At 66.2% G+C, this 25,948-nt stretch carries 21 protein-coding genes and 1 tRNA gene; 6 read left to right on the forward strand and 16 right to left on the reverse strand.

Features of this window, described 5'->3' with window-relative positions; genetic code table 11:
- Positions 1 to 60 precede the first annotated feature (60 nt).
- Together CSC94_RS09195 and CSC94_RS09200 are read left to right on the forward strand one after the other, a co-directional pair.
- Entirely contained in the window at positions 61 to 438 is a 378-nt protein-coding gene (locus CSC94_RS09195; RefSeq protein ID WP_165784384.1) for a TetR-type transcription factor C-terminal domain-containing protein, read from the forward strand.
- Positions 439 to 716: 278 nt separating this feature from the next.
- Entirely contained in the window at positions 717 to 2,939 is a 2,223-nt protein-coding gene (locus CSC94_RS09200) for a methyl-accepting chemotaxis protein (protein ID WP_165784385.1), read from the forward strand.
- A 149-nt stretch (positions 2,940 to 3,088) separates the two neighbouring features.
- Here CSC94_RS09200 and CSC94_RS09205 read toward each other — a convergent pair whose 3' ends face one another.
- The 10 genes from CSC94_RS09205 to cpdR form a co-directional block, all read right to left on the reverse strand.
- A complete protein-coding gene (locus CSC94_RS09205) occupies positions 3,089 to 3,544 on the reverse strand; it encodes an SRPBCC family protein (protein WP_099306040.1) in 456 nt (151 codons plus the stop codon).
- Positions 3,545 to 3,673: 129 nt separating this feature from the next.
- Positions 3,674 to 4,501, reverse strand: coding sequence for an XdhC family protein (locus CSC94_RS09210; protein WP_099306041.1), 828 nt, complete (start codon positions 4,499 to 4,501; stop codon positions 3,674 to 3,676).
- A complete protein-coding gene (locus CSC94_RS09215; protein WP_099306042.1) occupies positions 4,498 to 5,673 on the reverse strand; it encodes a vWA domain-containing protein in 1,176 nt (391 codons plus the stop codon). Before CSC94_RS09215 ends, CSC94_RS09210 begins: the two co-directional genes overlap by 4 nt.
- Positions 5,670 to 6,548 (reverse strand): AAA family ATPase, encoded by an 879-nt coding sequence (locus tag CSC94_RS09220; RefSeq protein ID WP_099306043.1) that lies wholly within the window; start codon positions 6,546 to 6,548, stop codon positions 5,670 to 5,672. Before CSC94_RS09220 ends, CSC94_RS09215 begins: the two co-directional genes overlap by 4 nt.
- Before the next feature lie 50 nt (positions 6,549 to 6,598).
- Positions 6,599 to 9,019: an aerobic carbon-monoxide dehydrogenase large subunit gene (locus tag CSC94_RS09225; protein ID WP_099306044.1), complete on the reverse strand. Its 2,421-nt coding sequence runs from the start codon at positions 9,017 to 9,019 to the stop codon at positions 6,599 to 6,601.
- Entirely contained in the window at positions 9,016 to 9,507 is a 492-nt protein-coding gene (locus tag CSC94_RS09230; RefSeq protein WP_099306045.1) for a (2Fe-2S)-binding protein, read from the reverse strand. The genes CSC94_RS09225 and CSC94_RS09230 overlap by 4 nt, the downstream gene beginning before the upstream one ends.
- Before the next feature lie 14 nt (positions 9,508 to 9,521).
- Positions 9,522 to 10,376: an FAD binding domain-containing protein gene (locus CSC94_RS09235; protein WP_099306046.1), complete on the reverse strand. Its 855-nt coding sequence runs from the start codon at positions 10,374 to 10,376 to the stop codon at positions 9,522 to 9,524.
- A gap of 153 nt (positions 10,377 to 10,529) precedes the next feature.
- On the reverse strand, positions 10,530 to 11,672 hold the full coding sequence (locus CSC94_RS09240) for an MHYT domain-containing protein (protein ID WP_099306047.1): 1,143 nt from the start codon (positions 11,670 to 11,672) through the stop codon (positions 10,530 to 10,532).
- Positions 11,673 to 12,150: 478 nt separating this feature from the next.
- Positions 12,151 to 12,225, reverse strand: a tRNA-Val gene (locus CSC94_RS09245).
- A gap of 143 nt (positions 12,226 to 12,368) precedes the next feature.
- Positions 12,369 to 12,731, reverse strand: coding sequence for a cell cycle two-component system response regulator CpdR (gene cpdR / locus CSC94_RS09250; protein ID WP_099306048.1), 363 nt, complete (start codon positions 12,729 to 12,731; stop codon positions 12,369 to 12,371).
- A 194-nt stretch (positions 12,732 to 12,925) separates the two neighbouring features.
- Here cpdR and CSC94_RS09255 point away from each other — a divergent pair, with 194 nt between their 5' ends.
- Together CSC94_RS09255 and hisN are read left to right on the forward strand one after the other, a co-directional pair.
- Positions 12,926 to 13,831, forward strand: coding sequence for an N-formylglutamate amidohydrolase (locus tag CSC94_RS09255; protein WP_099306049.1), 906 nt, complete (start codon positions 12,926 to 12,928; stop codon positions 13,829 to 13,831).
- 207 nt (positions 13,832 to 14,038) lie between these two features.
- The gene (gene hisN, locus CSC94_RS09260) at positions 14,039 to 14,821 is read left to right on the forward strand and encodes a histidinol-phosphatase (RefSeq protein ID WP_099306050.1); all 783 of its coding nucleotides are present in this window, start codon (positions 14,039 to 14,041) and stop codon (positions 14,819 to 14,821) included.
- Between the two features lie 9 nt (positions 14,822 to 14,830).
- On the opposite strand, the gene CSC94_RS09265 is transcribed toward hisN, so the two are convergent.
- A complete protein-coding gene (locus CSC94_RS09265; protein ID WP_099306051.1) occupies positions 14,831 to 15,805 on the reverse strand; it encodes an alpha/beta fold hydrolase in 975 nt (324 codons plus the stop codon).
- A 457-nt stretch (positions 15,806 to 16,262) separates the two neighbouring features.
- Here CSC94_RS09265 and CSC94_RS09270 point away from each other — a divergent pair, with 457 nt between their 5' ends.
- The gene (locus CSC94_RS09270) at positions 16,263 to 16,724 is read left to right on the forward strand and encodes an Hsp20 family protein (protein ID WP_099306246.1); all 462 of its coding nucleotides are present in this window, start codon (positions 16,263 to 16,265) and stop codon (positions 16,722 to 16,724) included.
- Positions 16,725 to 16,785: 61 nt separating this feature from the next.
- On the opposite strand, the gene CSC94_RS09275 is transcribed toward CSC94_RS09270, so the two are convergent.
- The 5 genes from CSC94_RS09275 to CSC94_RS09295 all read right to left on the reverse strand — a co-directional run bounded on the left by CSC94_RS09275 (position 16,786) and on the right by CSC94_RS09295 (position 20,666).
- Positions 16,786 to 17,385, reverse strand: coding sequence for a DoxX family membrane protein (locus tag CSC94_RS09275; RefSeq protein WP_205853268.1), 600 nt, complete (start codon positions 17,383 to 17,385; stop codon positions 16,786 to 16,788).
- A gap of 3 nt (positions 17,386 to 17,388) precedes the next feature.
- Positions 17,389 to 18,171 carry an HvfC/BufC N-terminal domain-containing protein gene (locus tag CSC94_RS09280; protein WP_099306052.1) on the reverse strand — a complete coding sequence of 261 codons (783 nt, stop codon included), beginning with the start codon at positions 18,169 to 18,171 and terminating at the stop codon, positions 17,389 to 17,391.
- Entirely contained in the window at positions 18,158 to 19,072 is a 915-nt protein-coding gene (gene bufB / locus CSC94_RS09285; RefSeq protein ID WP_099306053.1) for an MNIO family bufferin maturase, read from the reverse strand. Before bufB ends, CSC94_RS09280 begins: the two co-directional genes overlap by 14 nt.
- A gap of 42 nt (positions 19,073 to 19,114) precedes the next feature.
- A complete protein-coding gene (locus CSC94_RS09290) occupies positions 19,115 to 19,453 on the reverse strand; it encodes a BufA1 family periplasmic bufferin-type metallophore (RefSeq protein ID WP_099306054.1) in 339 nt (112 codons plus the stop codon).
- A 157-nt stretch (positions 19,454 to 19,610) separates the two neighbouring features.
- Positions 19,611 to 20,666, reverse strand: a complete 1,056-nt coding sequence (locus CSC94_RS09295) for a threonine aldolase family protein (RefSeq protein ID WP_099306055.1) — start codon at positions 20,664 to 20,666, stop codon at positions 19,611 to 19,613.
- 565 nt (positions 20,667 to 21,231) lie between these two features.
- Here CSC94_RS09295 and gltB point away from each other — a divergent pair.
- A complete protein-coding gene (gltB, locus tag CSC94_RS09300) occupies positions 21,232 to 25,947 on the forward strand; it encodes a glutamate synthase large subunit (RefSeq protein ID WP_099306056.1) in 4,716 nt (1,571 codons plus the stop codon).
- The last annotated feature ends 1 nt before the right edge of the window (position 25,948 follow it).

Below are 25,948 nucleotides of genomic sequence, written 5' to 3' on the forward strand. Positions count from 1 at the left end.
TCGCGTGCAGACCTGTGCGCCGCCATCGTCAGCACGACGTCGCAACGGGAAGTCGATGTCATGCAGGCCATCGCCGAAACCGATGCATCGGCCTCCGACAGGATCCGCGATGGGGTGCGAACATTTGCCCGGCGCGCGATGCAGGGCCGGCGGCTCGCCTACGGGCTGATCTTCGAACCGCTGGATCCCGCCGTCGAGACGACCCGCCTGCAATACCGGCGTGCCATTGCCGGCGTTTTCGAGGAAATCGTGCGGGACGGGATCCGGCGCGGAGAATTCCGCGACCAGGATCCGAGGATCGCCGCCACCTGCATCGTCGGTGCCTTCATGGAAGGGCTGATCGGTTCCCTGGCGCCGGACGCCGAAAGCGAGCCTAGCCGGCAGAAGGAAAATGCCGCGGCCATCGCAAGCTTCTGCCTGGCCGGAATCAGGCACTAGCCCCGGCCGCGCCTCGACCTGAACCAATTGGCGAAGCCGTTGCCGCAGCGAAAATGTGCGGCATGCGTCTTTCGGTCACGTATGGTCTCGCCCTGCGGGCTAAACCCTCCGTTCACTTTTCCCGCCGAATTTCCGGCCGTGTCGGAAGCTGTAGAGGGACGGTTCTCCGAAAAGCCTCCGCCATGATGGCGACCCCCGATTGTCGTTTCATCCAGTTGGATCGTGCGTCGCGGCACCGTTCGGTTCGTGGCGTTGCGGTCAGAACACGAGTTTATCCCATGCTCCTCCAACGGTTCCGAATTTCCACGCGCATTCTCTGCGCTTCCCTCGTTCCCATGGCCGCCTTCACCATTTTCGCGGTGATGCAGATCCTGTCCCTCAAGGCGGACGCCGACCACTACGGCGCCACGCAATCGCTGATCCGGCAGGAGCGCGTGCTGTCGACGGCGATCCACATGCTGCAGAAGGAGCGCGGCTACTCGTTCGCCCATGTCGGGTCTCAGGGGCGGGACATGGGGAGCGAACTGATCGCCGCCCGCAAGGACACGGACCTCGCCCTTGCCGGCATCGCGGAGACCGGGGCGACGCTGAACGGCTTCGATGCGGCGAGTTTCGCCGGAGCGGTCGAGACCATGTCCGCTCAATTGCAGAAGCTTGCCGGCATGAGGGACAGGATCGATGCGCTGGACCTGACGGCCGGAGAGGCGGGCGGCTATTACACCGCGACCATCGCCGCCATCCTGAACACGAGCCGCGAAATGACGGGCCTCCTGGGCGATCCCGAGCTGTCGCGCGAATTCGACGCCTACCTGGACGCGGTGACGGCCAAGGAACTGGCCGGCCAGGAGCGTGGCCTCGGTGCCGCGGCCATCGGAGCCAACCGGTTCCAGGATGGCGGCTTCGGCCGCTTCGTCGACCTGATGGGCGGGCAGTCGTTCCTGATGGAACGCTTCCTCTCGGCGGTCGAGGGCGATACCGGTGCCCAGGTGCGGGAAATCTACGGCGAAGGCCTTCCGCGGGAACTCGCCTCGATGCGCCAGAGCCTGATCATGGGCGGTGTCAACGGCATGGTCTTCGGGCTCGACGGCAAGCATTGGTTCGATACGGCCACGGCGTGGATCGAGCGGCTCAACAAGGTCGCGCTGGTCGCCTCCGAAGACATCAAGTCCAGGGCGGCCCTGGGCGAGGAACGGGCGTCCTCCAGTCTCCGGTTCACCGCCGCGGCCCTCGTTCTTGCCACGCTTGGCATGGCCGTGTTCCTCGTCTTCCTGGTGCGCAGCATCAACGGTCCCCTCAAAGGGCTGTCTTCGATTCTCAAGGGCATGGCGGCCGGAAACCTGGACGCGGACATCACCTATGCCAGCCAGTCGAACGAACTGGGCGACATGGCCCGGTCGGTGCTGGACCTCAAGGAGGCGATCCGCCGGCGTGTGGAGGAGGAGGCGGCGGTTCAGGCGCGGCGTGCCGAAGACGATGCGCGGCGTTCGGAAGAAGAGGCAGAGCGCATCAAGCGGCAGGCGGAAAGCACGCGCTTCGCCGTGGGTGAACTCGGCGGCGGCCTCAACCGGCTGGCCGATGGCGACGTGACCTACCGCATCGAACACCATTTCGTCGATACGCTCGACGCGTTGCGCGAAAACTACAATGTCTCGATGGACCGGCTGCAGGAAACGCTGGCCAGCGTGCAGGACGGCGTGCGCAACATCGATGCCGGCGTCAGGGAAATCCGGGTGGCTTCCGACGACCTGGCCGGACGCACGGAGCAGCAGGCGGCCTCGGTGGAGGAAACGGCCGCCGCGATCGAGGAAATCACCACGGCGGTCAAGGATTCGGCCGCACGTGCCGCGGAAGTCGGCCGCATTGTCGGGAAGGCGACGCAGGCGGCCGAGAAATCGGGCGATGTCGTGCGCCAGGCGGTCGAGTCGATCGGCCGGATTGCCGCGTCATCCAAGGAAATCGAACAGATCATCGCTGTCATCGACGACATTGCCTTCCAGACCAACCTGCTGGCACTCAATGCCGGCGTGGAGGCTGCGCGCGCCGGCGAAGCGGGAAGCGGATTCGGCGTCGTGGCCGGGGAGGTGCGCGAACTGGCGCAGCGCTCCGCCCGGTCGGCGAAGGAAATCCAGGCACTCATCCAGTCATCGGCCAGCGAAGTGAAGGACGGCGTCGACCTGGTGAACCGCACCGGTGAGGCACTGTCCGGCATCATCGAGGAAGTGCAGCAGGTCAATGCGCATGTGTCGGCTATCGCCGCGGCGGCCGCGCAGCAGTCCACCAGCCTCGCCGAGGTCAGCATCGCGGTCTCCAGCATCGATCATTCGACTCAGACCAATGCCGCGATGGTGGAGCAGACCACGGCTGCTACGCACGGGCTGGAAAAGGAGGCCGGAACGCTCAGCCGGCTCGTGGCGCAGTTCCAGGTCGGCGCGGCCGGCTACGGGGCTGCCGACCAGAGAGGCATGCACCGGCGGAACGAAGGGCAGGCTGCGGCCGCCTGATCGGAAGCTGTGACAGGGCCCGGCTGCCTCGGACCGGTTTGCCCGGACGGAGCCGATCCGGCGCCAGCCGGACCGCTATCGCGCCGCCGAATGCAAGTCCATGCAGGTCCGGCCGGCAGGGGGGGCGGCAAGGACCTGCAGGGCGGCAATCACGCGGTCTCCCGCGCGTGGGTCAATTCCGTCCTCAACGATTCGAAGAACTGGGCGGCCAGCTTCTTCGCCGTGCCCTGGATGAGGCGCGAGCCCAGTTGCGCCAGCTTTCCGCCGATATCGGCCGTGGCCTCGTATCGCAGCAGGGTTTCGTCGCCCCGGTCTTCCAGCTTGACGGTGGCACCGCCGCGGGCGAAGCCGGCAATGCCGCCATTGCCTTCGCCCGACAGTGAGAATGTCTGCGGCGGGTTTTCCGGATTGAGCGTGACGTTGCCGGAAAAACGCGCCTTGATCGGGCCGATCTTCAGCGCGACCTTTGCTTCCAGTTCGCTGTCGGACACCTTGGTGAGTTCCTCGCAGCCGGGGATGCAGCGGCGCAGGATTTCCGGGTCCTGCAGGGCCTCGTAGACGCGGGAGCGAGGGGCGGGAATGGTCAGTTCGTCGGAAAGGTTCATCGTTTTCCTCAACAGCAGGGAAGTTTGAACCCGGTCAAGAGGGCCAGGTCCTCAGGCGTGGACGGCAGAAGGATGCGGGCGAGCAATCCCGGTTTCGGTGGCGGTTTCTCTTTTGACGGCGCCGGGGTTTCAGCCATGTGCGTCTCCCCGTCCGCCAGAGCGGCGCAGCACCGTGATTTCAGCCAGGATCGACAGGGCGATCTCCTCGGGCGTGATGGCATGAATGTCGAGCCCTGCGGGGGCCTTGACGCGGGCCAGCGACGCGTCGTCGATGCCGTCGGCGCGCAGGCGTTCGGCCAGGGTTGCGAACTTGCGCCGCGAGCCGACGAAGGCAATGTGATCAGCCGACGATGACAGGGCGGCGCGCAATGCCGCTTCATCGCCCTTGCCCTGCGTGGCAACAACGATGAAGCGCTGACCGCCGGGCCGGGCATCGAGGGCAAAGCCGTCCTGCACCTGGTCTGCCGGGCCTTCGCGCAGGTCCGGTGCGGCCAGCGTGCGGTGGAGGTCGAAATGGGCTGCCAGGGCCGACAGTGCCAGCGCCACGGGACTTGCGCCGAAGACAACGAGTCGGGGCATGGGCAGCACCGGTTCGATAAAGATGTCCATCGAGCCTTTCGACGGGCAACCGTTGCGGGCAAAGCGAATGCCGTGGCGCTCCTCGCCCGGCGATACGCCGTCGGCGGTCAGCAATTCTTCCGGGCGGAGCGATACGAATTGCGCCCGGCAATCGCGGATTGCGGCGGCGCCGGCCTTGCCGACCGCGGAGCGGGCGCAGCCACCGCCCACCCAGCCTTCGGCGATGGTGCCGTCGGCGAGCACGATGGCCTTGGCGCCCGGCTTGGCGCTGGTGGCATCGACGGTGCGCACCACGGTGGCGATGGCGAAGGGTTCGCCGGCATTGCGCAGGCTCTCCAGCGTTGTCTGAAAACGGTTATCGAGGCGTGAAGCGGTCATAGGCGGGCAAGCTCCTTCTCAAGGGCTGCAAGGTCTTCGAGCGTCGCGGCGGGGGCGAAGAGATCGAGGTAGGGCAGGGCGGCGGCCATGCCGGCGGCCACGGGGGCATAGTCGCGCCAGCCCTTAAGCGGGTTGAGCCAAAGGATGCGGCAGCCACGCCGGGAAAGGCGCTCGAGGGCGGCGGCGAGTTCGTCCGATGGCGCGCTGTCATACCCGTCGGAGAGGATGATGACGACGCTGCGCCCGTTGACGAGGCGGCGGGCATGGGTGGTGGCGAAATGATGGAGGCCGGCGCCGATCCGGCTGCCGCCGCCAAAGCCGTCGGCCAGCAGTGTCATCCGGTTGAGCGCGCGCAAGGGATCGTCGTCGCGCAACGCCTCCGTCACGCGCACCAGGCGGGTGTGGAACAGGTATGCATCGGCGGATGCATCGGCGCGCATCAGTCCGGCCAGGAAGGCGAGAAAGGGGCGGGCATAGGGTGTCATCGAGCCTGACACATCGACCAGCGCCGTGATGCGCACCGGGCGATCCGGCTTCTGGCGGAAGGCAAGGCGCATGGGTTCGCCGCCGGTGGCCAGAGATGCGCGGATTGTGCGGCGCAGGTCGACGCGCGCGCCGCGCCGGTCCGCCCGGGACCGTCGCGAACGGCGGTCGCGCAGGGCCAGCCCGAGGCGATGCGCCAGCTGTTCCGCGGCGCGGATGTCTTCGGGCGCGACCAGCTCGCGCAGGTCCTTCTTCATCCGGTTGGTGATGGTGGTGGCCACAAGGCGGCCTTCGCCGCCGTTTTCGCTTTCCCCCGTGCCATCGCTGTCGGGCGCGTCCGCCTTGCTGCCGGACGCGCCGGTCCGTCCTTCGGCGGTTCGGCTGTTCCGGGTATGGGCAGGGCTGGCCGAGGGGACCGCCCTCGTGCGCACCCGCCCGCCATTGCGCCAGTAGCTGTCGAAGATCGCGTCGAAACGCGCCCAGTCCTCCACAGAGCCGCAGGCGACCGTTTTCAGTGCGCCGCGCACCGACGCCTCGTCGGCCGGCGTCGCGGCCAGCGCGGCCAGCGCTGTTTCGGTTTCGGCGATGCCAAGTCGGAAGCCGTTGTCGCGCAGGTGCGCCATGAAACCGACGATCCGGGCGGCCGGGCCGGGATCGCGCGCGGCAAAGCGGGTGACGGCGCCCCTCATGCCGCTTTCCCCGCCAGGCGTTGGGCAACTTCGGTGGTGATGGCGGCGCGGTCGGCCTGGGTCTTGAGCAGAGTAGCCAGCGCCGCCTGCAGGATGGCCGGGTCGTCGGAGAGGTCGGCGAGGCCGAGACCGGCCAGCGCGGCAGCGAAATCCAGCATCTCCGCGATGCCGGGCTTCTTCTCCAGTTCCTCGCGGCGCAGCGACTGCACAAAGGCGACGATCTGCCCGGCCAGAGCGTCTTCCACCTGCGGGCAGCGCGCTTGCAGGATGGCGAGTTCGGTGGCGCGGTCGGGATAGTCGACATGGGCGTAGAGGCAGCGCCGGCGCAGCGCATCGGACAGGTCGCGCGTTCCGTTGGCGGTCAGGATCACCATGGGCCGGGTGGTGGCGGCGATGGTGCCGAGTTCGGGAATGGTGATCTGGAAGTCGGAAAGGACCTCCAGGAGATAGGCCTCGAACTCCTCGTCGGCGCGGTCGATCTCGTCGATCAGCAGGACCGGGGCGACGGGCTGGCGCAGGGCGCGCAGCAGCGGGCGCTCCAGCAGGTAGTCCTCGGAGAAAAGCCGCGCCTCGACCGCATCGCCGGTCTCGCCGGCCTCGGCGTGGGCGCGGATGGCCAGCAGCTGGCGCTGGTAATTCCATTCGTAGATGGCCTGGGCTGCATCCAGCCCCTCGTAGCATTGCAGGCGGATCAGCGCGCAGGACTTCCACTGCGCCAACGCACGCGCGACCTCGGTCTTGCCCACGCCGGCGGCGCCTTCCAGCAAAAGCGGTCGGCCAAGCTGGAGCGCCAGGTGGAGCGCCATGGCGAGATCGGGGGTGGCAACGTAGCCCTGGCCGGCCAGGCCGGACTGGATGTCAGCGGGTCCTGTCATGGGTGGTGGCGGGACGACGCCAGGCAAGGCCTGCGCCGCCCCCTCCCTTTTCATCCGTGGAGCCCGAGATCGCGGGCGATCTTCCAGATGCGCCAGTGATCGTGCGGCATGTGCGAATGGCGCAGGCCGAAGGCGCGGAAGGCATCGTGCACCGCGTTCGAGAAGGCCGGGACCGAGCCGACGTTCGGGCTTTCGCCCACACCCTTGGCGCCGATCGGATGATGCGGCGAGGGCGTCTCGGTATGGTCGGTCGTGTAATGGGGCGTCTCCCAGGCCGTGGGCAGGAAGAAGTCCATCAGCGTGCCGGTCTTGACGTTGCCAATCTCGTCATAGGCAATCTCCTGGCCCATGGCGATGGCATAGCCCTCGGTCGCGCCGCCATGGACCTGCCCCTCGATCACCATCGGGTTGATGCGGGTTCCGCAATCGTCCAGCGCGTAGAACTGCCGGACTTCGTGCTCGCCCGTATCGACATCGATCTCCATGACGGCGATGTAGGCGCCGAAGGGATAGGTCATGTTCGGCGGATCGTAGTAGCTGACCGCTTCCAGGCCCGGTTCCAGACCCGGGATGGCCTGGTTGTAGGCGGCGTAGGCGATCTCCTTCATGGTCTTGAAGCGTTCGGGCGCGCCCTTGACCACGAACCGGTCGACATCCCATTCCAGGTCGCCGTCATGCACCTCCAGCAGGTAGGCGGCAATCATCTGCGCCTTGGCGCGGATCTTGCGGCCGCACAGCGCCGTGGCCGCACCGGCAACCGGCGTGGAACGGCTGCCATAGGTGCCGAGGCCGTAGGGCGCGGTATCGGTGTCGCCTTCCTCGATGGTGATGCTGTCGGCGGGCAGGCCGGTTTCGCTGGCAATGATCTGGGCGAAGGTCGTGGCATGGCCCTGGCCCTGGCTGATCGTCCCGAGGCGGGCGATGGCGCTGCCGGTCGGATGGATGCGGATCTCGCAGCTGTCGAACATGCCCATGCCGAGAATGTCGCAGTTCTTGACCGGTCCGGCCCCGACGATCTCGGTGAAATGGGTGAGCCCGATGCCGAGCAGCTTGCGCGTACGGCCGGCCTTGAAGTCCTCGATCCGCTGCGCCTGTTCGGCGCGCAGCTCCTTGTACCCGACGGCTTCCAGCGCCTTGTCCCAGGCGGTGTGATAATCGCCGGAATCATATTCCCAGCCCAGCGCCGACTGGTACGGGAACTGGTCCTTGCAGATGAAGTTGATGCGGCGCAATTCAGCGGCGTCCATGCCCAGTTCGATGGCCAGAACCTCGATCATGCGCTCGATGAAATAGGCGGCTTCCGTCACGCGGAACGAGCAGCGATAGGCCACGCCACCAGGCGCCTTGTTGGTGTAGACCCCATCCACGCCGACATAAGCGACGGGAATGTCATAGGACCCCGTGCAGATGTGGAAGAAACCGGCGGGGAACTTGGTCGGATCGGCGCAGGCATCGAAGGCGCCATGGTCGGCCGTGACATGGCAGTGCAGACCGGTGATCCTGCCCTCCTTCGTGGCCGAGATGCGCCCCTTCATCCAGTAGTCGCGGGCAAAGGCCGTGGCCGAGAGGTTTTCCATGCGGTCCTCGATCCACTTCACCGGCTTTCCGGTGACGATGGAGGCGACGATGGCACAGACATAGCCGGGATAGACGCCGACCTTGTTGCCGAAGCCGCCGCCGATATCGGGGCTGACGACGCGGATGTTGTGTTCCTCGATGCCGGACAGCAGCGAAGCGACCGTGCGCACCACGTGCGGCGCCTGGAACGTGCCGTAGACGGTCAGCTTGCCATTGACCTTGTCCATGCTCGCCACCGTGCCGCAGGTTTCCAGCGGGCAGGGGTGGGTGCGGTGGTAATAGACCATCTCCTCGGCGACGACCTCGGATGCATCGATGGCCTGTTCGGTCGCTTCCTTCTCGCCGGCTTCCCACAGGAAGATGTGGTTGTGGTGGCGGCGCGGGCCATGGGCGCCCTCGGCGCTGCCCTCCAGATCCTCGCGCAGGACCGGGGCTTCCGGTTCCAGCGCCTTGAACGGATCGACGACGACCGGGAGTTCCTCGTATTCCACGTCCACCAGTTCCGTGGCGTCGGCCGCGATGTAGCGGTCGGTTGCAACGACGAACGCGACTTCCTGGCCCTGGAACAGCACCTTGCCATCGGCCAGCACCATCTGCTTGTCGCCGGCCAGCGTCGGCATCCAGTGCAGGTTGAGCGGCGCCAGGTCGGCGGCGGTCAGAACCGCGATCACGCCAGGCAATGCCATGGCGGCCTCGGTGTTGATGGATTTCACGCGCGCATGGGCATAGGGCGAGCGGACGAAATCGCCGAACAGCATGCCGGGCAGCTTGATGTCGTCGACGTAATTGCCCTTGCCCTGGGTGAAGCGGACATCTTCCACCCGCTTGCGGCTGGCGCCCATGCCCTTGAGGTTTGCAATGCGCTGTTCGCGGCTCGGCGTCATGTCGTTCATTCCGCGGCCTCCTTCTGGTTCATCTGGCTGGCGGCCGCGAGAATGGCCTTGACGATGTTCTGGTAGCCGGTGCAGCGGCACAGGTTTCCAGCCATGCCGAAACGCACCTCCTCCTCGGTCGGGTTCGGGTTCTCGATGAGCAGCCGGTGGGCGCGGGTGATCATGCCCGGCGTGCAGAAGCCGCACTGAAGCCCGTGATGCTCGCGGAACATTTCCTGCAGCACGTGCAGCCCGTCGGGATTGCCCAGGCCCTCGATCGTTGTGATATCGGCGCCATCGGCCTGCGCGACGAATACCGTGCAGGCCTTTACCGACTTGCCGTTCATGTCCACCGTGCAGGCGCCGCAATGGGTCGTCTCGCAGCCGATATGCGGCCCGGTGATTCCAAGCTGCTCGCGCAGGGTGTGGATCAGCAGTTCGCGCGGTTCGGCCAGCACGTCGCGCGTCTCGCCGTTCACCGTCAGGGTGACTTGCATCTTCTTTGCCATCTGGCTCTCCTCCCTCAGGCCCGCGACCAGGCGCGGCTGATGGCGCGGGCGAGCATGACGCCGGCCACGTGCCGCTTGAACTCGACGGGACCGCGGTTGTCCTGCTGCGGGTCGATGTCGGCGAGCATGGCCGTGACGGCCGACCTGACCGCTTCGTCGCCGCAATCGCTGCCGGCAAGTGCCTCCCCGGCGGCCTGCGACCAGACCGGCACGTCAGACAGGTTGGTCATGGCGACGGAGGCCGAGGCGACCGTGCCGCCGTTGCGGGTGAGCAGGACGGCCGCCGCCGCCGTCGCATAGTCGCCGATCTTGCGCTTCTGCTTTTCGTAGGCGTAGCCGCCGGCCGGCGGGGCAAAGCGGATATGGGTGAGGATCTCGTCATCGGCGCGCGCGGTAACATAGGCGCCGTGGTAAAACTCGCGCGCCGCCACGTCACGGCTGCCGTCGGGGCCCTCCAGGGTGAAGGTCGCGCCGAGGCACTGCATGAGGCCGGGCATGTCGTTGCCCGGATCGCCATTGGCCACGTTGCCGCCTACCGTGCCGAGGTTGCGCACCTGCGGATCGGCGATCTGCAACGCGGCCTCGCGCAGAAGCGGCACCGCCGCGGCCAGGCCCTCATGCGCGATGAGTTCGGCCTGGGTCACCATGGCGCCGATGGAAATGCCGTCGGCCGACACGGTGATCCGCTTGAGGTCGCCCAGCCCCTGCAGGTCGACCAGGTGCGTGGCGCCCGCCATGCGCATCTTCATCAGCGGGATCAGGCTGTGTCCGCCGGCGATCACCCGTGCCTCGTCGCCATGTTCGGCCAGAAGTCCGATGGCCGCGGCCAGGTCCGACGGCCGGTGGTATTCGAACGATGATGGTATCATGTGCTCCTCCACTCATGCGTCGAATGGACGCATTTGCAGGCAGGCTAGGGCGGCGCGTGGCTGCAGGCGCAGTGCCATTCAACGAGTGCAGCCGGCTGGTGCACGAACTGCGACATTGCTGCACGAACTGCGAAAAGGGCCGCGAGCGGGAGCCTAGAGTCCCAGTTCCTCACGGAATTGCGACAGGCGGGTTCGGCTGACAGGAATCCAGAGATGTTCGGCGCCCTGCACCGAGCACTGGCCGGAATCCTTCAGGCGCTCGAACTTCACCACATGGGCGGGATTGATCAGGTAGCTGCGATGCACCCGCAGGAAGCCCGCGGGGGTGAGGCGGTCCTGCGCTTCCGAGATCGACCAGGGCGAGAACAGCGTTTCCGCGCCGACATGAAGCCGCGTGTAATGCCCCTCGGCGCGTACCGCGGATATCACGGCCGGGTCGAGAAAGAAGGTCTTGCCGCCCTTCTCGTGCGGGACGCGCAGGCTGGTGCCGGCGCCGAGGCTCTGCGGCCAGGCCTGCCCGTGAACGGGGCCGGCCTGGGTGGATGTGGCCGCCGCGGCCGGCGCCGTTTCGCCGCTGTCGGGCTGTCCGGCGGGAGGGGTGAACGTGATCCCGGTCAGCAGGAAGGCCGCGGAAATCAGGAAGGTCGACAGGGTGACGAGGATGGCCAGCGTCTCATTGCTGATCGCCGGGCCGATCGCGCCCGGCACGCCGGCGGGCAGGAAGCCCGTGCCGGCCATGGCAATGAAATGCACGAGCACGACGGCAGTGCCAAAGCACCCGGTTCCCAGCACGATGTTGCGCCGACCGCGTTCGGAATAGGCGACGCGAACCGCCAGCGTCGACAGGGCGATGGAGGCGGCGAAGGCGCCGCCGAGGCCGAAAGGGGTGTAGACCGGCAGGCACAATTCCATGCCGGACATGCCGATGTAGTGCATTGCCACGATGCCAAGCCCGATGACGGCGCCGGCCAGCGCCAGGTTGCCGTTGGTGCGCTTGCGGAAATGCAGGATCAGCAGGGCCACGCCCGTCATCAGGATGGCCACAAGCGCCGAGATCAGCGTGGTCAGCACGTCGTAGAAATAAAGGATGGGCAGTTGCAGGCCCAGCATCGCCACGAAATGCATCGACCAGATGCCGCCACCCAGCGCCACCGAGGCCATGGAGACGACGGCCTTGCGCCGCCCCGTGTCGAGACGTGACGCGCCGCGCGTCAGCGACAGGCCGGTAAAACCCGCCATCAGCGCGATGGCGAAAGCAACCGCGACGAGGCGCCAGTCATGGCTGTATTCCAGCACCCAAAGCCTCCCAACTTTCGGATTGCCGATCGATCATACAATTGCTGGCAAGCGACCGGAAGAGCGGATCTGACCGGCAAGGGCGCTCTTTTGACGGGAACGCGCAGGTTCATCAACCGGACGGCTCCGGACACCGCCTCTCGTCGTGGCCCGGCGCCATCGGCAACGGATTGATGGATGCGCCTCTCCCGGATCGTGGACGATCACGCGGACGGTTCCGCGGTCATTGGCGCTGACGGGCTCAACCGGAAGCGGTGGGGAGAAGTGTTCTGCTTGACCGGCACCGTGACGACGGCGCCGCGCTTTTACAGCAAATGCAAGGCATCGAACACCAGGGAAGCATGGCCGCACGCCTGCGCCTCGCCTATCCGGGTCCTGCATGACCGGCCAGCGGCTGCGCACTCGACGACATGGCGATCCGGCCGCAGGTTGAGCGGGTCTCGCCGCGCGACGTCCAATACTGTCAGGGAATTGAGGATGGTGGGCGTGACTGGGATTGAACCAGTGACCCCTACGATGTCAACGTAGTGCTCTCCCGCTGAGCTACACGCCCATCCGTGGAGCGGCATAGACCACAAACCGGGGGCGGGCGTCAATAGGGTTGCGCGGCAAAAAACGCTTCGCCGGGAAGGCATGAAAAAAGCCCGCGCAAGGCGCGGGCCCGGCCGGCGTGAAACACCTGTCGCGGCTGGCCGCTCAGGCCGCTTCCAGCATCTTGGAGACCTCGGCCACGAGGTCGCGCAGGTGGAACGGCTTGGACAGGATGCGCGCATCCTTGGGTGCCTTGGAATCGGGGTTAAGCGCAACCGCGGCAAAGCCGGTGATGAACATCACCTTCAGGTCGGGGTCGATCTCGGTGGCGCGGCGCGCCAGCTCGATGCCGTCCATCTCCGGCATCACGATATCCGTCAGCAGGAGGTTGAAGGGTTCCTCGCGCAGCCGCTCGAACGCCGAGGCGCCGTTGTCGAAATCGCAGACGTCGTAGCCGGCCTTCTCGAGCGCCTTCACGAGAAAGCGGCGCATGTCGTTGTCGTCTTCTGCCAGTAGGATGCGCGTCATGATCCCATTTCCATATGCGCGGGGCCCCGCCCGCATGCGTTAACCATCGGTATTCTATGCCTTTGGGGGAGTAAACATCAAGTGAACGAAAGGTTCCGCAGTTTCGCCTCCGAGGCCGTGAAACACGGCCATGCAACGGCTGGACAGGCCCGGCGGTGCCTGCCATTGTCTTTTCATCGAGGGACGGAGACAGCATGAACGAGGCGAATACCGGCGTGGCGGACGATTTCCGGAGTGTCCCGGCCCATTACGTCGTGGAACCCGACAGCCAGACCGTCTGCTTCGTTTTCAATTCGCCGCACAGCGGGCGCCACTATCCCAGGCGCTTCCTCGACATGGTGCGCCTCGACGCACACGGGATCCGCCGTTCCGAGGACTGCCATGTCGACCTGCTGTTCCGCCATGTCGCGCGCCAGGGCGCGCCCCTGCTGGCGGCCAATTTCCCGCGCGCCTATCTCGACGTGAACCGCGAGGCCTTCGAACTGGACCCGAAGATGTTCAGCGACAGTCTGCCGTCCTTCGCCAACATGCGCTCGGTGCGGGTGGCGGGCGGCCTCGGCACCGTTCCGCGCATCGTGTCGGAAGGCGTGCACATCTATGATGGCAAGCTGCGCGCGGCGGAAGCGCTGCTGCGGGTGGAGCATGTCTACAAGCCTTACCATGCCCGGCTGCGGCGGATGCTCCTGTCCACCCATGCCCGGTTCGGCCATGCCGTGCTCGTCGACTGCCATTCCATGCCGGCATCGGTCCGGACCGGCGACAAGTCCGGCTCGGCCGACTTCATCGTCGGCGACCGGTTCGGCACCTCGGCCAGCGCCGTGGTGAGCGAACATGCCATCTCGCTTCTCAAGGGGATGGGCTATGCCGTTGCCTACAACAAGCCCTATGCGGGCGGGTTCATCACCGAGCACTACGGGCGGCCGCCGCGCGGGCTGCACGCCATCCAGATCGAGATCAACCGCGGCCTCTACCTGGACGAGTCCAGCTACGAGCCGTCTGCCGGCTTCGCGTCGTTGCGCGACGACCTGGAGCGTTTCACCCAGGCCCTGACAGGCATGCCCGCCGACTGGCTTTCACCCTCGGTCATGGCCGCCGAGTAGGCCGACGGTCGTAAAAAAAGACCGCGGCGCAGGGCGACGCGGTCCAAGTCTAGGGAGGAAACGCCCAAGGAGGGCATAGACAGGATCAACCTGTCCGATTACAGGTTATGCTGCACCGCAAAAAAGTCAACCCGCGTTAACAATCTTTTCATCTTCTCCCTTGGTACACATACCGCTGCGTCACGGCGCGGCTCACAGGACACCGACATGGCGCTGCCCGGATATGCCGAATTCTTTCGAGAAGCCGCCGCGGTCGCGGCCCGCGAGGGCCTGCCGCGCTTTCGCACCGGCGTCAGCGTCGACAACAAGCTGGATGCCGGTTTCGACCCGGTGACCGAAGCAGACCGGGCCATCGAGCGCGCCATTCGCGACCTGATCGGCAAGGCCTACCCGGGCCATGGCATCCTGGGCGAGGAAGAGGGGGCGGAGGGGCTCGACCGCGAACACGTCTGGGTTCTCGACCCGATCGACGGGACACGCGCCTTCATCTCCGGCCTGCCGGTATGGGGCACCCTGCTCGGCTTGACCCGGGATGGCGATGCGGTGGCCGGGATGATGGCGCAGCCGTTCACCGGCGAACTCTACTACGGCGACGCCACCGGCGCCCATTACGAAGGGCCCGGCGGCGCCCGGCAGTTGAAGACGCGGCCGACAGGGTCTCTCGGCGAGGCGACCCTGTTCACGACGTCGCCGGCGCTCTACGCGGGCGACAAGCGGCGGGGTTACGACCGGCTTGAGGCGGCGATCCGTTTGCCGCGCTACGGCACCGACTGCTATGCCTTCGCCATGGTGGCGGCAGGACACGCCGACTTTGCCTGCGAGTGCGGCCTGAAGCCTTATGACATCGTCGGGCTCATCCCGATCATCGAGCAGGCCGGCGGCATCGTGACGCGATGGGACGGCGGGCCGGCGGAAACCGGCGGCGACATCCTTGCGTCGGGGAATCCGGCGCTGCACGAACAGGCGCTGGCGCTTCTCAACGGCGCCTGACGGCGGCGCTCAGGCGGTCGGCTGGCCGGTGAAGAAGGCCAGGGCCGCGGCAAGGAAGGGGGCGCGGTAGATATCGGCTTCCTGCATGATTTCATGGCGCGCACCGTCGATGGTGATGCAGGACCCCGAGCGCATGCGCTGGCCATATTCCTCCACGGCACGCAAGGGCACGATCTGGTCGGCGCCGGCCGCGGCCATGAGTGTGGGAATGCGCAAGCCGGCAATATATTCCGGATCGGACACCTCGCGGATGGCCTGGACGGCCGCATTCACCCAGGCGGCAGTTGGCCCGCCGAGCGCCAGTTCGCGGTGTTTCTCGTACAGGATGCCATTACGCATGTATCGCGCGTAGTCGCTGGTCAGCTTGTTGCCGGTGAAGGGCGCAATCTCTCGCGGCCGGCGGCCGCCGGCGATGTACATGGTCCCAAGGCCGATCATGGTCAGGAACCTGGCCAGTCCGCCAACCATCGCCTGCGAAAAGGGCGGATGGCTGAGTTCCAGCAAAGGCGAGGCCAGGACCATGCGGCGCACGCGATTGACCATGAGGTCGCTGGCAAGCAGGGCGACCAGCGCGCCCGTGGAGTGGGCCAGCACGTGAAACGGTGCGCGGCAATCGGGCAGGATCACGTCGGCGAAGACCTGCTCGTAATCGGAGACATAGGCCTCGAAACTGTCGACGTAGCCCTTGGACGGGTCGCGCAGCATACGGCTGGACCCGCCCTGTCCGCGCCAGTCGAAGGTAGCGCATTCAAAGCCGGCGGCCGACAGTTCGACGATCGTCTCGAAGTATTTCTCGATACATTCGTTGCGGCCATGGAGAAGGATGATCGTGCCGCGCAGCGGGCGGCCGGTCGCCGGAAACCGTGCATAGCGCAGCTTCAGCTCGTCGGCAGTGACCACGTGACCCGCGACGGCGCCCGCCGGGACGGGGTTGCCGGGTATCTCGACCAGCAGGTGGTCTTCCTGTCGTGCGGCGACATCCATGTGATCGACCGTGCATTTGCTTGTGCCCGCAGCCCCGAATAGTCAGGCTCGACCGCAAATGCAAAGAAATTGTTGAATGGTGGAAAATGGTCCCGGCGGAGGCCGGCGGAATGGATGAACCGGGAAGCGGCATGTGGCCACTCCCCGGTCCAAGCGAACCCGGGAGGAAGGGACGGTACACCCGGGCTCACCCCGCCATCCGGCGTTGAGTGCCGTCTGAGCGTTGAAGGGAGAATGGCATGGTGCGCCTGAACGCCAACGGAAGGCGCTGTTCATCCTGCATTCAGGTGGGCGCTGATGCCCGCGGCGGCGGCTCTTGAAAGTCAGGACAGGGATTCCCAAATCAGGGTGGCAGCCGCCGGACCCGGGGCTGTTGGCCCGCAACGGAACGCCTCTGAAGGGTTCCACGCGCAAGGCCAAACGCAAAACCACGTCGCTTCCCATGGAGGACTTTCTCATGCGTCACGTTGATTTTTCGCCCCTCTACCGTTCGACCGTCGGCTTCGACCGACTCTTCACCATGCTCGACAGCCTTGGCCAGCCCGACAACGGCCAGAGCTATCCGCCCTACAACATCGAGCGCACCGGCGATGACGCCTACCGCATCACCATGGCGGTGGCCGGCTTCTCCGAGGCTGACCTCTCCATCGAGGCCAAGCGCAATGCGCTGACCGTGAAGGGCGAGAAGAGCGAGGACGAAAACGGCGAGGGCCGTGACTTCCTGCACCGCGGCATTGCCGCGCGCGCCTTCGAACGCCGCTTCCAGCTCGCCGACCACGTCGAGGTCACGGGTGCGGAACTGGTGAACGGTCTTCTCCACATCGATCTCAAGCGCGAGATTCCCGAAGAGATGAAGCCGCGCAAGATCGCGATTGCCGGTGCCGGCAACGCCAAGCAGATCGAAGCCAAGGCCGAGTAACGTTTCCCTGCGTTTCCATCTCCGGTCAGACTGAAGGCGGTGCCCCCGGGCACCGCCTTTTTCATGCGGCGGCTGTCGCCCGGGCCGGCAACGCCGGAGCAGTCCGCCGGCCAAGGAGCGCATCGAGAGAAACGCGGCCGGCGCCCTTGAACACCAGGTAGAGCAGCGGGAACACCCAGAGCAGGCGCTGGTCGGCGATCACCGCATCGGGGAACCGGTCGAAGACAGCGCCGGTGGCTTCAGCGCCGATGCCGTGAAAGACCACGTCGACGAAGCTCTGGACGGCGACGAAGCCGATCATGCCCAGCGCGGCGATCCGCGTGAAAAGACCGAGCACGACGAGCAGCGGCAGGACGAACTCGGCATAGGTGCCGAGCACGACGATGATCTTCCAGGGAAAGAGCGCGACGTTGGCGGTGTCGTAGCCGGCGGACTCGATGACGGGTGGCAGGATCTGGTAATACGCGCCGTCAGCGATGGACAGGAAGCCGGTCAGGCCCGGGCCGATCTTCGTGGCCGCGGAAGACCAGTAGTAGAACAGCAGCACAGAGGCAAAGGCGCCTCTTGCCAGCAGGCCGAGCAGCCAGCGGTCGCCGATTGCCTCGATGCGGCTGAAGACAGCGGCATGGATGCCGACGACCGGGTTCACCAAGGTTTTCATGTCCTATCTCCCTTCCGGTTCAGGTGGCGGGGCAATGCCGGCGAATGCGCCGGCCGCCAACAGCAGGCCGAGGCTTCGGCCCAGTTCGAAATCGGGATGGCCGTCGGCGTCTTCGGCTGCCGTGCCAAGTGTGCCGCCAGCAAGGAGACAACGGGCGAGTCCGGCCGCCGCGGCATCCAGCGGTTCGATCATGACGGCCAGGTGCGGCCGCGACACGAGTGCGCAGCCAGGCCCGGCCGGGTCGGCAGCCTGGCCGTTCCGGCCGGCTTCCAGCAGGCGGACGATGGCGAAGTCGGACCGGACGATCATGGCCGCCGGGTGGGCGAGGAAGCGCGTCTGCGCCAGTTGCTCCGGCGAGATCGTGGCCAGTTGCGCGGGATCGAGCAGGGGCGCGTCGGCGGCATGCCAGGCATCAAGCCAGGCGCGTTCAAGACGCGCGACACCGGCGAGCCAGGGCATCTGCTGCCGGGCCGGCGGGAAGCGGTCCAGGAAATCCGGGAAGTCGCGACCGAGTTCCGCCAGGATCGGCGACCCTGGCGGGCTGCCGGCAAGGTAGAGGCGGACGGCATCGGTGAAGCGGTCCCGCCCGGCAAGGCCCGCCACGCCGGGGAAGATGTCGGCCATTGCGGTGACAAGGGAATGCGCCACGTTGTTGCGGTAGACCGCGAAGCGGCGCTCCATGGCGCTGCCGTCGGTCCGACCCACGCCGGCGGGGACGGGGGCTTGCGGATCGAGGAGCGCGGCGGCGAAGGCGGCGCTGTTCCAGGCGGGGTCAGGCGCTTGCATGGCGCTTGCCCATCAGGAAGGTCATGGCGGCATCGTCAAGCATGGCCTGGGCCTGCCCGGCTTCTGCCTTGAGGACGGGCCATTCGGGCACTTCGGCGTCCCATTCCACCAGCGTCGGCAGCGGGCCGGTCTGTCCGATGATGGTCCGGTAGAGATCCCAGACGGCGTCGTCGACGGGGCGGTCATGGGTGTCGATCAGCAACGGCGTACCGTCATCGTCCACCTGGCGGTCATGGCCGGCAAGGTGGATTTCGCCGACATGCTCCAGCGGGAAACGCCCCAGGTAGGTCATGGGTGCGAAGCCGTGATTGGTGGCAGATACGAAGACGTTGTTGATATCGAGCAGGAGGCCGCAGCCGGTGCGGCGAACCACCTCGGCCAGGAAGGCGGTCTCCTCCCAGTCCGATTCGGCGAAGAGAACATAGGTGGCCGGGTTTTCAAGCAGGATCGGCCGGGCGATGGCCTGCTGCATCCGGTCGACATGCTCGCAGACCCGTTCAAGCGTTCCGTTCGTATAGGGCAGGGGGAGCAGATCGTTGAAAAAGGTGCCGCCGTGGGTGGACCACGCAAGGTGCTCGGAAACGAGCGCGGGCTGGTAGTGATCGACCAGGGCAGCAAAACGGGCAAGGTGATCCCCGTCGAGCGGGCCGTCGCCGCCGATCGACATGGCGACGCCATGCAGGGAGACCGGGTAGCGTTCACGGATGGCAGCGAGGGCGGCGTGGGGCATGCCGCCGGCCCCCATGTAGTTCTCGGCGTGGACCTCGAAGAAGAGGCCGGCCGGGGCATCCGCCAGGATTGCCGGCAGATGCTGCGGCTTGAAGGAGGCGCCGGCCAGTCCGGCAACCGGATGATCCGGAAACGAAGGCCTTGCGGCCATGTCTTGAGGGGAACGGGGCATGGGAACGCGCCTCCTGTTTCCGGATCGGACCGGATTGACGGATCAGGACTGCGGCAGGTCGCGGTCGAGGGCCTCGAGCGAGCCCATGCGGCCATCGGGCAGCATCACCTTGTCGCCCGACTTGGCGAGTACCGGTGCCGCGGTTTCGCAGCTATCCTTCTCGACCAGCGTCCAGGCGTTGCCCTGGTAGTCGACCTTGGACGTGCCGGCGCAGGTGGTGCCCGGGCCGGCCGCACAATCGTTCTGGCCTGCCATGGCCACGCCGAAGCACTTGACGTTCTCGGCCTGGGCCGCACCGGTGGTGCCCATCACGGCGGCGCCGGAGATGGCGGTGGCAACGGCACCTGCGAAAAAGGCGGCATTCAGCTTGGATTTCGACATCGGTTTTCCTCTCGCGATGATTTCTCGCCGGCTTGGTGCCGGTGGAAAAACCATCGCGGAGGGGCCGCTCACTTGGAAATAAAGCAGGCGTTATCCGGTATCACTTGCGCGTGAATCCGGCCTCGCCCACAGCTCACGGTTTTGTCATCGGACCGTGTCAGCTCTGGCCAAGCAGGCGAGCGAAGGCGTCGATGTCGGCCTTCTGCGTGGCAAATGAGGTGACGAGGCGGGCCAGCGTCTCGCCCTCGGCGATCTCGTCCTCCATGCCATGGGGCGGATTCCAGGGATAGAAGACTGCGCCCGCGGCCTGGAGGCGTTCCATCTCGCTGCGAGCGAGAATGGCGAAGATCTCGTTGGCCTGCGGCTTCCAGGCCAGGCGCATGGATCCGGACGCATTGATGACATGGGCGAGATCCTGCGCCATCGCATTGGAATGGGCGGCCAGGTCGAGCCAGAGCCCGTCGGCGAGGTAGGCCTCGAACTGGGCGGCGATGAAGCGCGACTTCGAAAAGAGCTGCGCGGCGCGCTTGCGGATGAAGGGCAGGTCGCGCGCGCGGCCGGGATCGAAGAAGACCAGCGCTTCGGCGCACCAGCAGCCGTTCTTGGTACCGCCGAACGAGAGAACGTCGACCCCGGCCTTCCATGTCATCTCGGCGGGCGTGCAGTCGAGCGTCGACAGCGCGTTGGCAAAACGGGCGCCGTCCATGTGGAGGGGAAGGCCATGGCCGTGCGCGACGTCCGCGACGGCGGCGATCTCGGCCAGTTCGTAGACCGTTCCGACCTCGGTGGCCTGAGTCAGCGAGACGGCCATGGGCTGGCCGGCATGGACGAAATCGGGCGGGAAACGTTTCAACTCGCGCGACAGGTTGGCCGGCTCGATCTTGCCGCCCGCGCCATCGACCGGGTGAAGCCGGGCACCGCCGGTGAAATATTCCGGCGCGCCGCACTCGTCCTCGATCATGTGAGCCTCGCGATGACAGAAGGAAACGCCGCCAGGACGGTTGACCGCCGCGAGCGCGAGCGAGTTGGCTGCCGTCCCGGTGCCGACGAAGAGGACCGCCACCTCGCGTTCGAACAACTCGTTGAACCGCGCCTCGATGGAGCGGTCGAGATCGCTGGCGCCATAGGCCCGGGCGAAACCGGCCGCGTGGCGCTGCAGGTTGGCGGAGATGGCCGGGTGGCAGCCGGACCAGTTGTCGGAAGCGAAGTGCATGGACCGTATTCCTTCACGTCGAGGCAGGTTGCGAACGGGAGGCGCGACATTGGCTTGCATCGGCGGAGGCTTCAAGTGCGGTCGTAATCCGGCCTGCCCGGGCGGCCCCTTGCGAATGCCCCGCGTGCCCGGGATGCGGACCGGGCTTGCGCAATAATCATTCGTATGCGTTGGATTTCCTGTAATATAGTTGCATTTCCCGCCCCGATTTTTTCCGTTTCCATCTTGTCTAAGATGACGCTTTATGGCATACGCTGCGGATAGGACAGCAATGCTGTCTTATTTTCGGTACGAAGGTCCGAAACGGGATTTGCACCCGCTTCGGTTTTCGTGATGCGGAATGCGCTGTATAGAGCGTTTGGCCAGGGTCGGCGACGACATGCCGGGTTCGGGCCTGGGCAGGCTGCCAGCGGGGCGCTGGCGCCACGTGCCCATGATCGACAGCCCCGACGGCTTTTCGAAAGATATGCCGAAACAGAGAACCGGGAGAATCCAGGACGGATCATCCCAAGCGTTGGTGACCGCTCCCGACTGCAGGCCGGGAGCCCTTTGGAGGACAATGGCGATGACGGACAAGACGCCTTCTGCAACGACCGGGTTTGACGCGGCCGCTCAGACGAAAGCTGCCGCCGCCAAAACGCGTCCCGGTCTGCCATCGGCGCGCGGCCTGTACGATCCGCGCAACGAACACGACGCCTGCGGTGTCGGTTTCATCGCGCACATGAAGGGCGTGAAGTCGCACCAGACCGTGGCTGACGGCCTCAAGATGCTGGTCAACCTGACCCACCGCGGCGCGGTGGGCGCTGACCCGCTGATGGGCGACGGCGCGGGCATGCTGGTGCAGGTTCCCGACCGCTTCTTCCGCGAGGAAATGGCCGCTGCCGGCGTGACGCTGCCGAAGGCCGGTCACTATGGCGTGGCACATCTGTTCATGCCGCAGGAAGACGACCTGCGGGCCCATTGCGAGGACATCATCGCCGATGTCTGCAAGGCCGAGGGCGTCGAACTGATCGGTTTCCGCGACGTGCCCGTCGACAACGCGCGCCTGTCGAAGGCGCCGGACGTGGCTGCTTCCGAGCCGTTTCATCGCCAGGCCTTCTTCGGTCGGCCGGCGGGACTCGACGACGAAGACTACGAACGCAAGCTCTATATCGTCCGCAAGGTCATCTCCGGCCGCGTCCATGCCGAGACGGAAGGCCGCGACAACGGCTTCTACATCGTGTCGATGTCGGCGCGGACCATCGTTTACAAGGGCATGTTCGAAGCCTGGCAGGTGCCGACCTATTACAAGGACCTGACCGACGAGCGTTTCGAAAGCGCGCTGGCGCTGGTGCACCAGCGGTTCTCGACCAACACATTCCCGTCGTGGAAGCTGTCGCATCCCTACCGCATGGTCGCGCACAACGGCGAGATCAACACGGTGCGCGGCAACGTCAACTGGATGGCGGCGCGCCAGGCCTCGGTCGATTCGGAGCTGTTCGGCAACGATATCGAGAAGCTGTGGCCGATCTCCTACGAAGGCCAGTCGGACACGGCCTGCTTCGACAACGCGCTGGAGTTCCTCTACCAGGGCGGCTACTCGCTGCCGCATGCCATGATGCTGCTGATCCCGGAGGCCTGGGCCGGCAACAAGCAGATGGATGCCAAGCGCAAGGCGTTCTACGAATATCACGCCGCGCTGATGGAACCGTGGGACGGCCCGGCCGCCGTGGCCTTCACCGACGGGCGCCAGATCGGTGCGACGCTGGACCGCAACGGCTTGCGCCCGGCGCGTTACATCGTCACGGATGACGACCGCGTCATCATGGCGTCGGAAGCCGGCGTGCTGAGCGTGCCGGAAGAGAAGATCGTCAAGAAGTGGCGGCTGCAGCCCGGCCGCATGCTGCTGATCGACATGGAGAAGGGCCGGATCGTTTCCGACGAGGAGATCAAGGCCGAGATCGCCGGCATGAACCCCTACCGGGAGTGGCTGAACAACACGCAGTTGATCCTGGAAGACCTCAAGCCGGTGGAGCCGCGGGCGCTGCGCCGCGACGTGTCGCTGCTCGACCGCCAGCAGGCGTTCGGGTACACGCAGGAAGACACCAAGATCCTGATGGCGCCGATGGCGACGACGGGCCAGGAGGCGATCGGTTCCATGGGTACCGACACGCCGATCTCGGCCATGTCGGACAAGGCCAAGCTGCTTTACACCTATTTCAAGCAGAACTTCGCCCAGGTGACCAACCCGCCGATCGACCCGATCCGCGAGGAACTGGTGATGAGCCTGGTGTCGTTCATCGGCCCGCGCCCGAACATCCTCGACCACGAGGGTGCCTCCCGGCGCAAGCGGCTGGAAGTGCGCCAGCCGATCCTGACCAACGGCGACCTGGAGAAGATCCGCTCCATCGGGCACACCGAGGACCGGTTCGACACCAAGACGCTGGACATGACCTATGCCTCCATGGAAGGGGCGGCGGGCATGGCGGCGGCCGTACAGCGGCTCTGCGAGCGTGCCGAGGCGGCCGTGCATGGCGGCTACAACATCATCATCCTGTCGGACCGGCAGATCGGACCGGACCGGACCGCGATCCCGGCGCTGCTGGCGACGGCGGCGGTGCATCATCACCTGATCCGCCAGGGCCTGCGGACCTCCGTCGGCCTGGTCGTGGAGTCGGGAGAGCCGCGCGAAGTGCATCACTTCTGCTGCCTGGCCGGCTACGGCGCCGAGGCGATCAACCCGTACCTGGCGTTCGACACGCTGCTGGACATGCATGGCCGCGGCGAGTTCCCGCCGGAGGTCGATCCGCAGGAAGTAGTGACGCGCTACATCAAGTCCATCGGCAAGGGCATCCTGAAGGTCATGTCCAAGATGGGCATCTCGACCTACCAGTCCTATTGCGGCGCGCAGATCTTCGATGCCGTCGGCCTGTCGTCTGCCTTCGTGGAGAAGTACTTCACCGGCACGGCGACGACGATCGAAGGCGTGGGCATGGACGAGATCGCCCGGGAAACGGTGATGCGCCACACGGACGCCTTCTCCGACGACCCGGTGCTGCGCAGTGCGCTCGACGTCGGCGGCGAATACATGTTCCGCATGCGCGGCGAGGCGCACATGTGGACGCCGGACAACATCGCCACGCTGCAGCACGCGGTGCGCAAGAATTCCTTCGAGACCTACAAGGATTTCGCCGCCCAGGTGAACTCGCAGACGGCGCAGGCGAAGGCGATCCGCGGCCTGTTCCACATCCGCACGGCGGAAGAGGGCGGCCGCGCGCCGGTCTCCATCGACGACGTCGAGCCGGCGTCGGAGATCGTCAAGCGGTTCTCGACCGGCGCGATGAGCTTCGGCTCGATCAGCCGCGAGGCGCATACCACGCTGGCGATCGCCATGAACCGCATCGGCGGCAAGTCCAACACGGGCGAGGGCGGCGAGGAACCGGACCGCTTCTACCCGCTGCCGGACGGGTCGCAGAACCCGGAGCGCTCGGCCATCAAGCAGGTGGCCTCGGGCCGGTTCGGCGTGACGACGGAATACCTGGTCAACTCCGACATGATGCAGATCAAGGTCGCGCAGGGCGCCAAGCCCGGCGAAGGCGGCCAGCTGCCCGGTCACAAGGTGGACGCGACGATCGCCAAGACGCGTCACTCGACGCCGGGTGTCGGCCTGATCTCGCCGCCGCCGCACCACGACATCTATTCCATCGAGGACCTGGCACAGCTCATCTACGACCTGAAGAACGTCAACCCGTCGGGCGACGTTTCGGTCAAGCTGGTCTCGGAAGTGGGCGTGGGCACGGTGGCCGCGGGCGTCGCCAAGGCGCGTGCCGACCACATCACCATCTCGGGCTATGACGGCGGTACCGGTGCTTCGCCGCTGACCTCGCTCAAGCATGCCGGGTCGCCGTGGGAAATGGGCCTTGCCGAGACGCATCAGACGCTGGTGCTCAACGGCCTGCGCTCGCGCGTGGCGCTGCAGGTCGATGGCGGCTTGCGCACCGGCCGCGACGTGGTGATCGGCGCGCTGCTGGGTGCCGACGAGTTCGGCTTCTCGACCGCGCCGCTGATCGCGGCGGGCTGCGTGATGATGCGCAAGTGCCATCTCAACACCTGCCCCGTGGGCGTGGCGACACAGGACCCGGTGTTGCGCAAGCGCTTCAAGGGTGCGCCGGAGCACGTCATCAACTACTTCTTCTATATCGCGGAAGAGGTGCGGGCTGTGCTGGCCCAGATGGGCTACACGAGGCTCGACGAGATCATCGGCCAGTCCGACCTTCTCGCCAAGGAAGCCATGATCGACCACTGGAAGGCGAAGGGGCTGGATTTCAGCCGCGTCTTCTTCAAGCCGGACGCACCGGCGGAGGCGATCCGCTGGACCGAGCGGCAGAAGCATCCGATCGACGAGGTTCTCGACCGCAAGCTGATCGCGGAAGCGATGCCGGCGCTGGAGAAGAAGGAGCCGGTCGTTATCGAGGCGCAGATCAAGAACACCGACCGTTCCGCCGGCGCCATGCTGTCGGGCGAGGTGGCCAAGCGTTACGGCCACAAGGGCCTGAAGGACAGCACGATCAAGGTGACCCTGCACGGCACGGCCGGGCAGTCGTTCGGCGCCTTCCTGGCCCGCGGTGTGACCTTCGATCTCGTGGGCGACGGCAACGACTACGTCGGCAAGGGGCTTTCGGGTGGCCGGATCATCATCCGTCCGCCGGAGAACGCCCGGATCGTGCCGGAGGAATCCATCATCGCGGGCAACACCGTCCTTTACGGTGCCATCGAGGGTGAATGCTTCTTCCGCGGCGTCGCGGGCGAACGCTTCGGCGTGCGCAACTCGGGCGCCATCGCGGTGGTCGAAGGTGTTGGCGACCACGGCTGCGAGTACATGACCGGCGGTATCGTCGTCGTGCTCGGCCAGACCGGGCGCAATTTCGCGGCCGGCATGTCGGGCGGCGTCGCCTACGTGCTGGACGAAGCCGGCGATTTCGCCGAGCGCTGCAACATGGCGATGGTCGAACTGGAGCCGGTGCCGGAGGAGGACGATCTCCTGGAGAAGCTGCACCACCATGGCGGCGACATCGCCCACAAGGGCCGCGTCGACGTGATGGACAACATGACCAGCCACGACGAGGAACGGCTCTACGCCCTGATCGCGGCGCATCATCACCACACGGGCTCGACCCGGGCGGCGGAAATCCTCAACGACTGGCCCAATTACCGGCCGAAGTTCCGCAAGGTGATGCCGGTCGAATACCGTCGCGCCCTGGAGGACATGGAGCGCATGAAGATGGGCGTGGCAGCGGAGTGAG

Origin of the sequence: Zhengella mangrovi, assembly GCF_002727065.1 — a bacterium.
Taxonomy (GTDB): domain Bacteria; phylum Pseudomonadota; class Alphaproteobacteria; order Rhizobiales; family Rhizobiaceae; genus Zhengella; species Zhengella mangrovi.

What these genes read in the sequence shown, in the direction of transcription:
- CSC94_RS09195 (WP_165784384.1), top strand. Translation starts at nt 61, where the DNA reads ATGCAGGCCATCGCCGAAACCGATGCATCGGCCTCCGACAGGATCCGC.
- CSC94_RS09200 (WP_165784385.1), top strand. Translation starts at nt 717, where the DNA reads ATGCTCCTCCAACGGTTCCGAATTTCCACGCGCATTCTCTGCGCTTCC.
- CSC94_RS09205 (WP_099306040.1), bottom strand. Translation starts at nt 3,544, where the DNA reads ATGAACCTTTCCGACGAACTGACCATTCCCGCCCCTCGCTCCCGCGTC.
- CSC94_RS09210 (WP_099306041.1), bottom strand. Translation starts at nt 4,501, where the DNA reads ATGACCGCTTCACGCCTCGATAACCGTTTTCAGACAACGCTGGAGAGC.
- CSC94_RS09215 (WP_099306042.1), bottom strand. Translation starts at nt 5,673, where the DNA reads ATGAGGGGCGCCGTCACCCGCTTTGCCGCGCGCGATCCCGGCCCGGCC.
- CSC94_RS09220 (WP_099306043.1), bottom strand. Translation starts at nt 6,548, where the DNA reads ATGACAGGACCCGCTGACATCCAGTCCGGCCTGGCCGGCCAGGGCTAC.
- CSC94_RS09225 (WP_099306044.1), bottom strand. Translation starts at nt 9,019, where the DNA reads ATGAACGACATGACGCCGAGCCGCGAACAGCGCATTGCAAACCTCAAG.
- CSC94_RS09230 (WP_099306045.1), bottom strand. Translation starts at nt 9,507, where the DNA reads ATGGCAAAGAAGATGCAAGTCACCCTGACGGTGAACGGCGAGACGCGC.
- CSC94_RS09235 (WP_099306046.1), bottom strand. Translation starts at nt 10,376, where the DNA reads ATGATACCATCATCGTTCGAATACCACCGGCCGTCGGACCTGGCCGCG.
- cpdR (WP_099306048.1), bottom strand. Translation starts at nt 12,731, where the DNA reads ATGACGCGCATCCTACTGGCAGAAGACGACAACGACATGCGCCGCTTT.
- CSC94_RS09255 (WP_099306049.1), top strand. Translation starts at nt 12,926, where the DNA reads ATGAACGAGGCGAATACCGGCGTGGCGGACGATTTCCGGAGTGTCCCG.
- hisN (WP_099306050.1), top strand. Translation starts at nt 14,039, where the DNA reads ATGGCGCTGCCCGGATATGCCGAATTCTTTCGAGAAGCCGCCGCGGTC.
- CSC94_RS09265 (WP_099306051.1), bottom strand. Translation starts at nt 15,805, where the DNA reads ATGGATGTCGCCGCACGACAGGAAGACCACCTGCTGGTCGAGATACCC.
- CSC94_RS09270 (WP_099306246.1), top strand. Translation starts at nt 16,263, where the DNA reads ATGCGTCACGTTGATTTTTCGCCCCTCTACCGTTCGACCGTCGGCTTC.
- CSC94_RS09275 (WP_205853268.1), bottom strand. Translation starts at nt 17,385, where the DNA reads ATGAAAACCTTGGTGAACCCGGTCGTCGGCATCCATGCCGCTGTCTTC.
- CSC94_RS09280 (WP_099306052.1), bottom strand. Translation starts at nt 18,171, where the DNA reads ATGCAAGCGCCTGACCCCGCCTGGAACAGCGCCGCCTTCGCCGCCGCG.
- bufB (WP_099306053.1), bottom strand. Translation starts at nt 19,072, where the DNA reads ATGCCCCGTTCCCCTCAAGACATGGCCGCAAGGCCTTCGTTTCCGGAT.
- CSC94_RS09290 (WP_099306054.1), bottom strand. Translation starts at nt 19,453, where the DNA reads ATGTCGAAATCCAAGCTGAATGCCGCCTTTTTCGCAGGTGCCGTTGCC.
- CSC94_RS09295 (WP_099306055.1), bottom strand. Translation starts at nt 20,666, where the DNA reads ATGCACTTCGCTTCCGACAACTGGTCCGGCTGCCACCCGGCCATCTCC.
- gltB (WP_099306056.1), top strand. Translation starts at nt 21,232, where the DNA reads ATGACGGACAAGACGCCTTCTGCAACGACCGGGTTTGACGCGGCCGCT.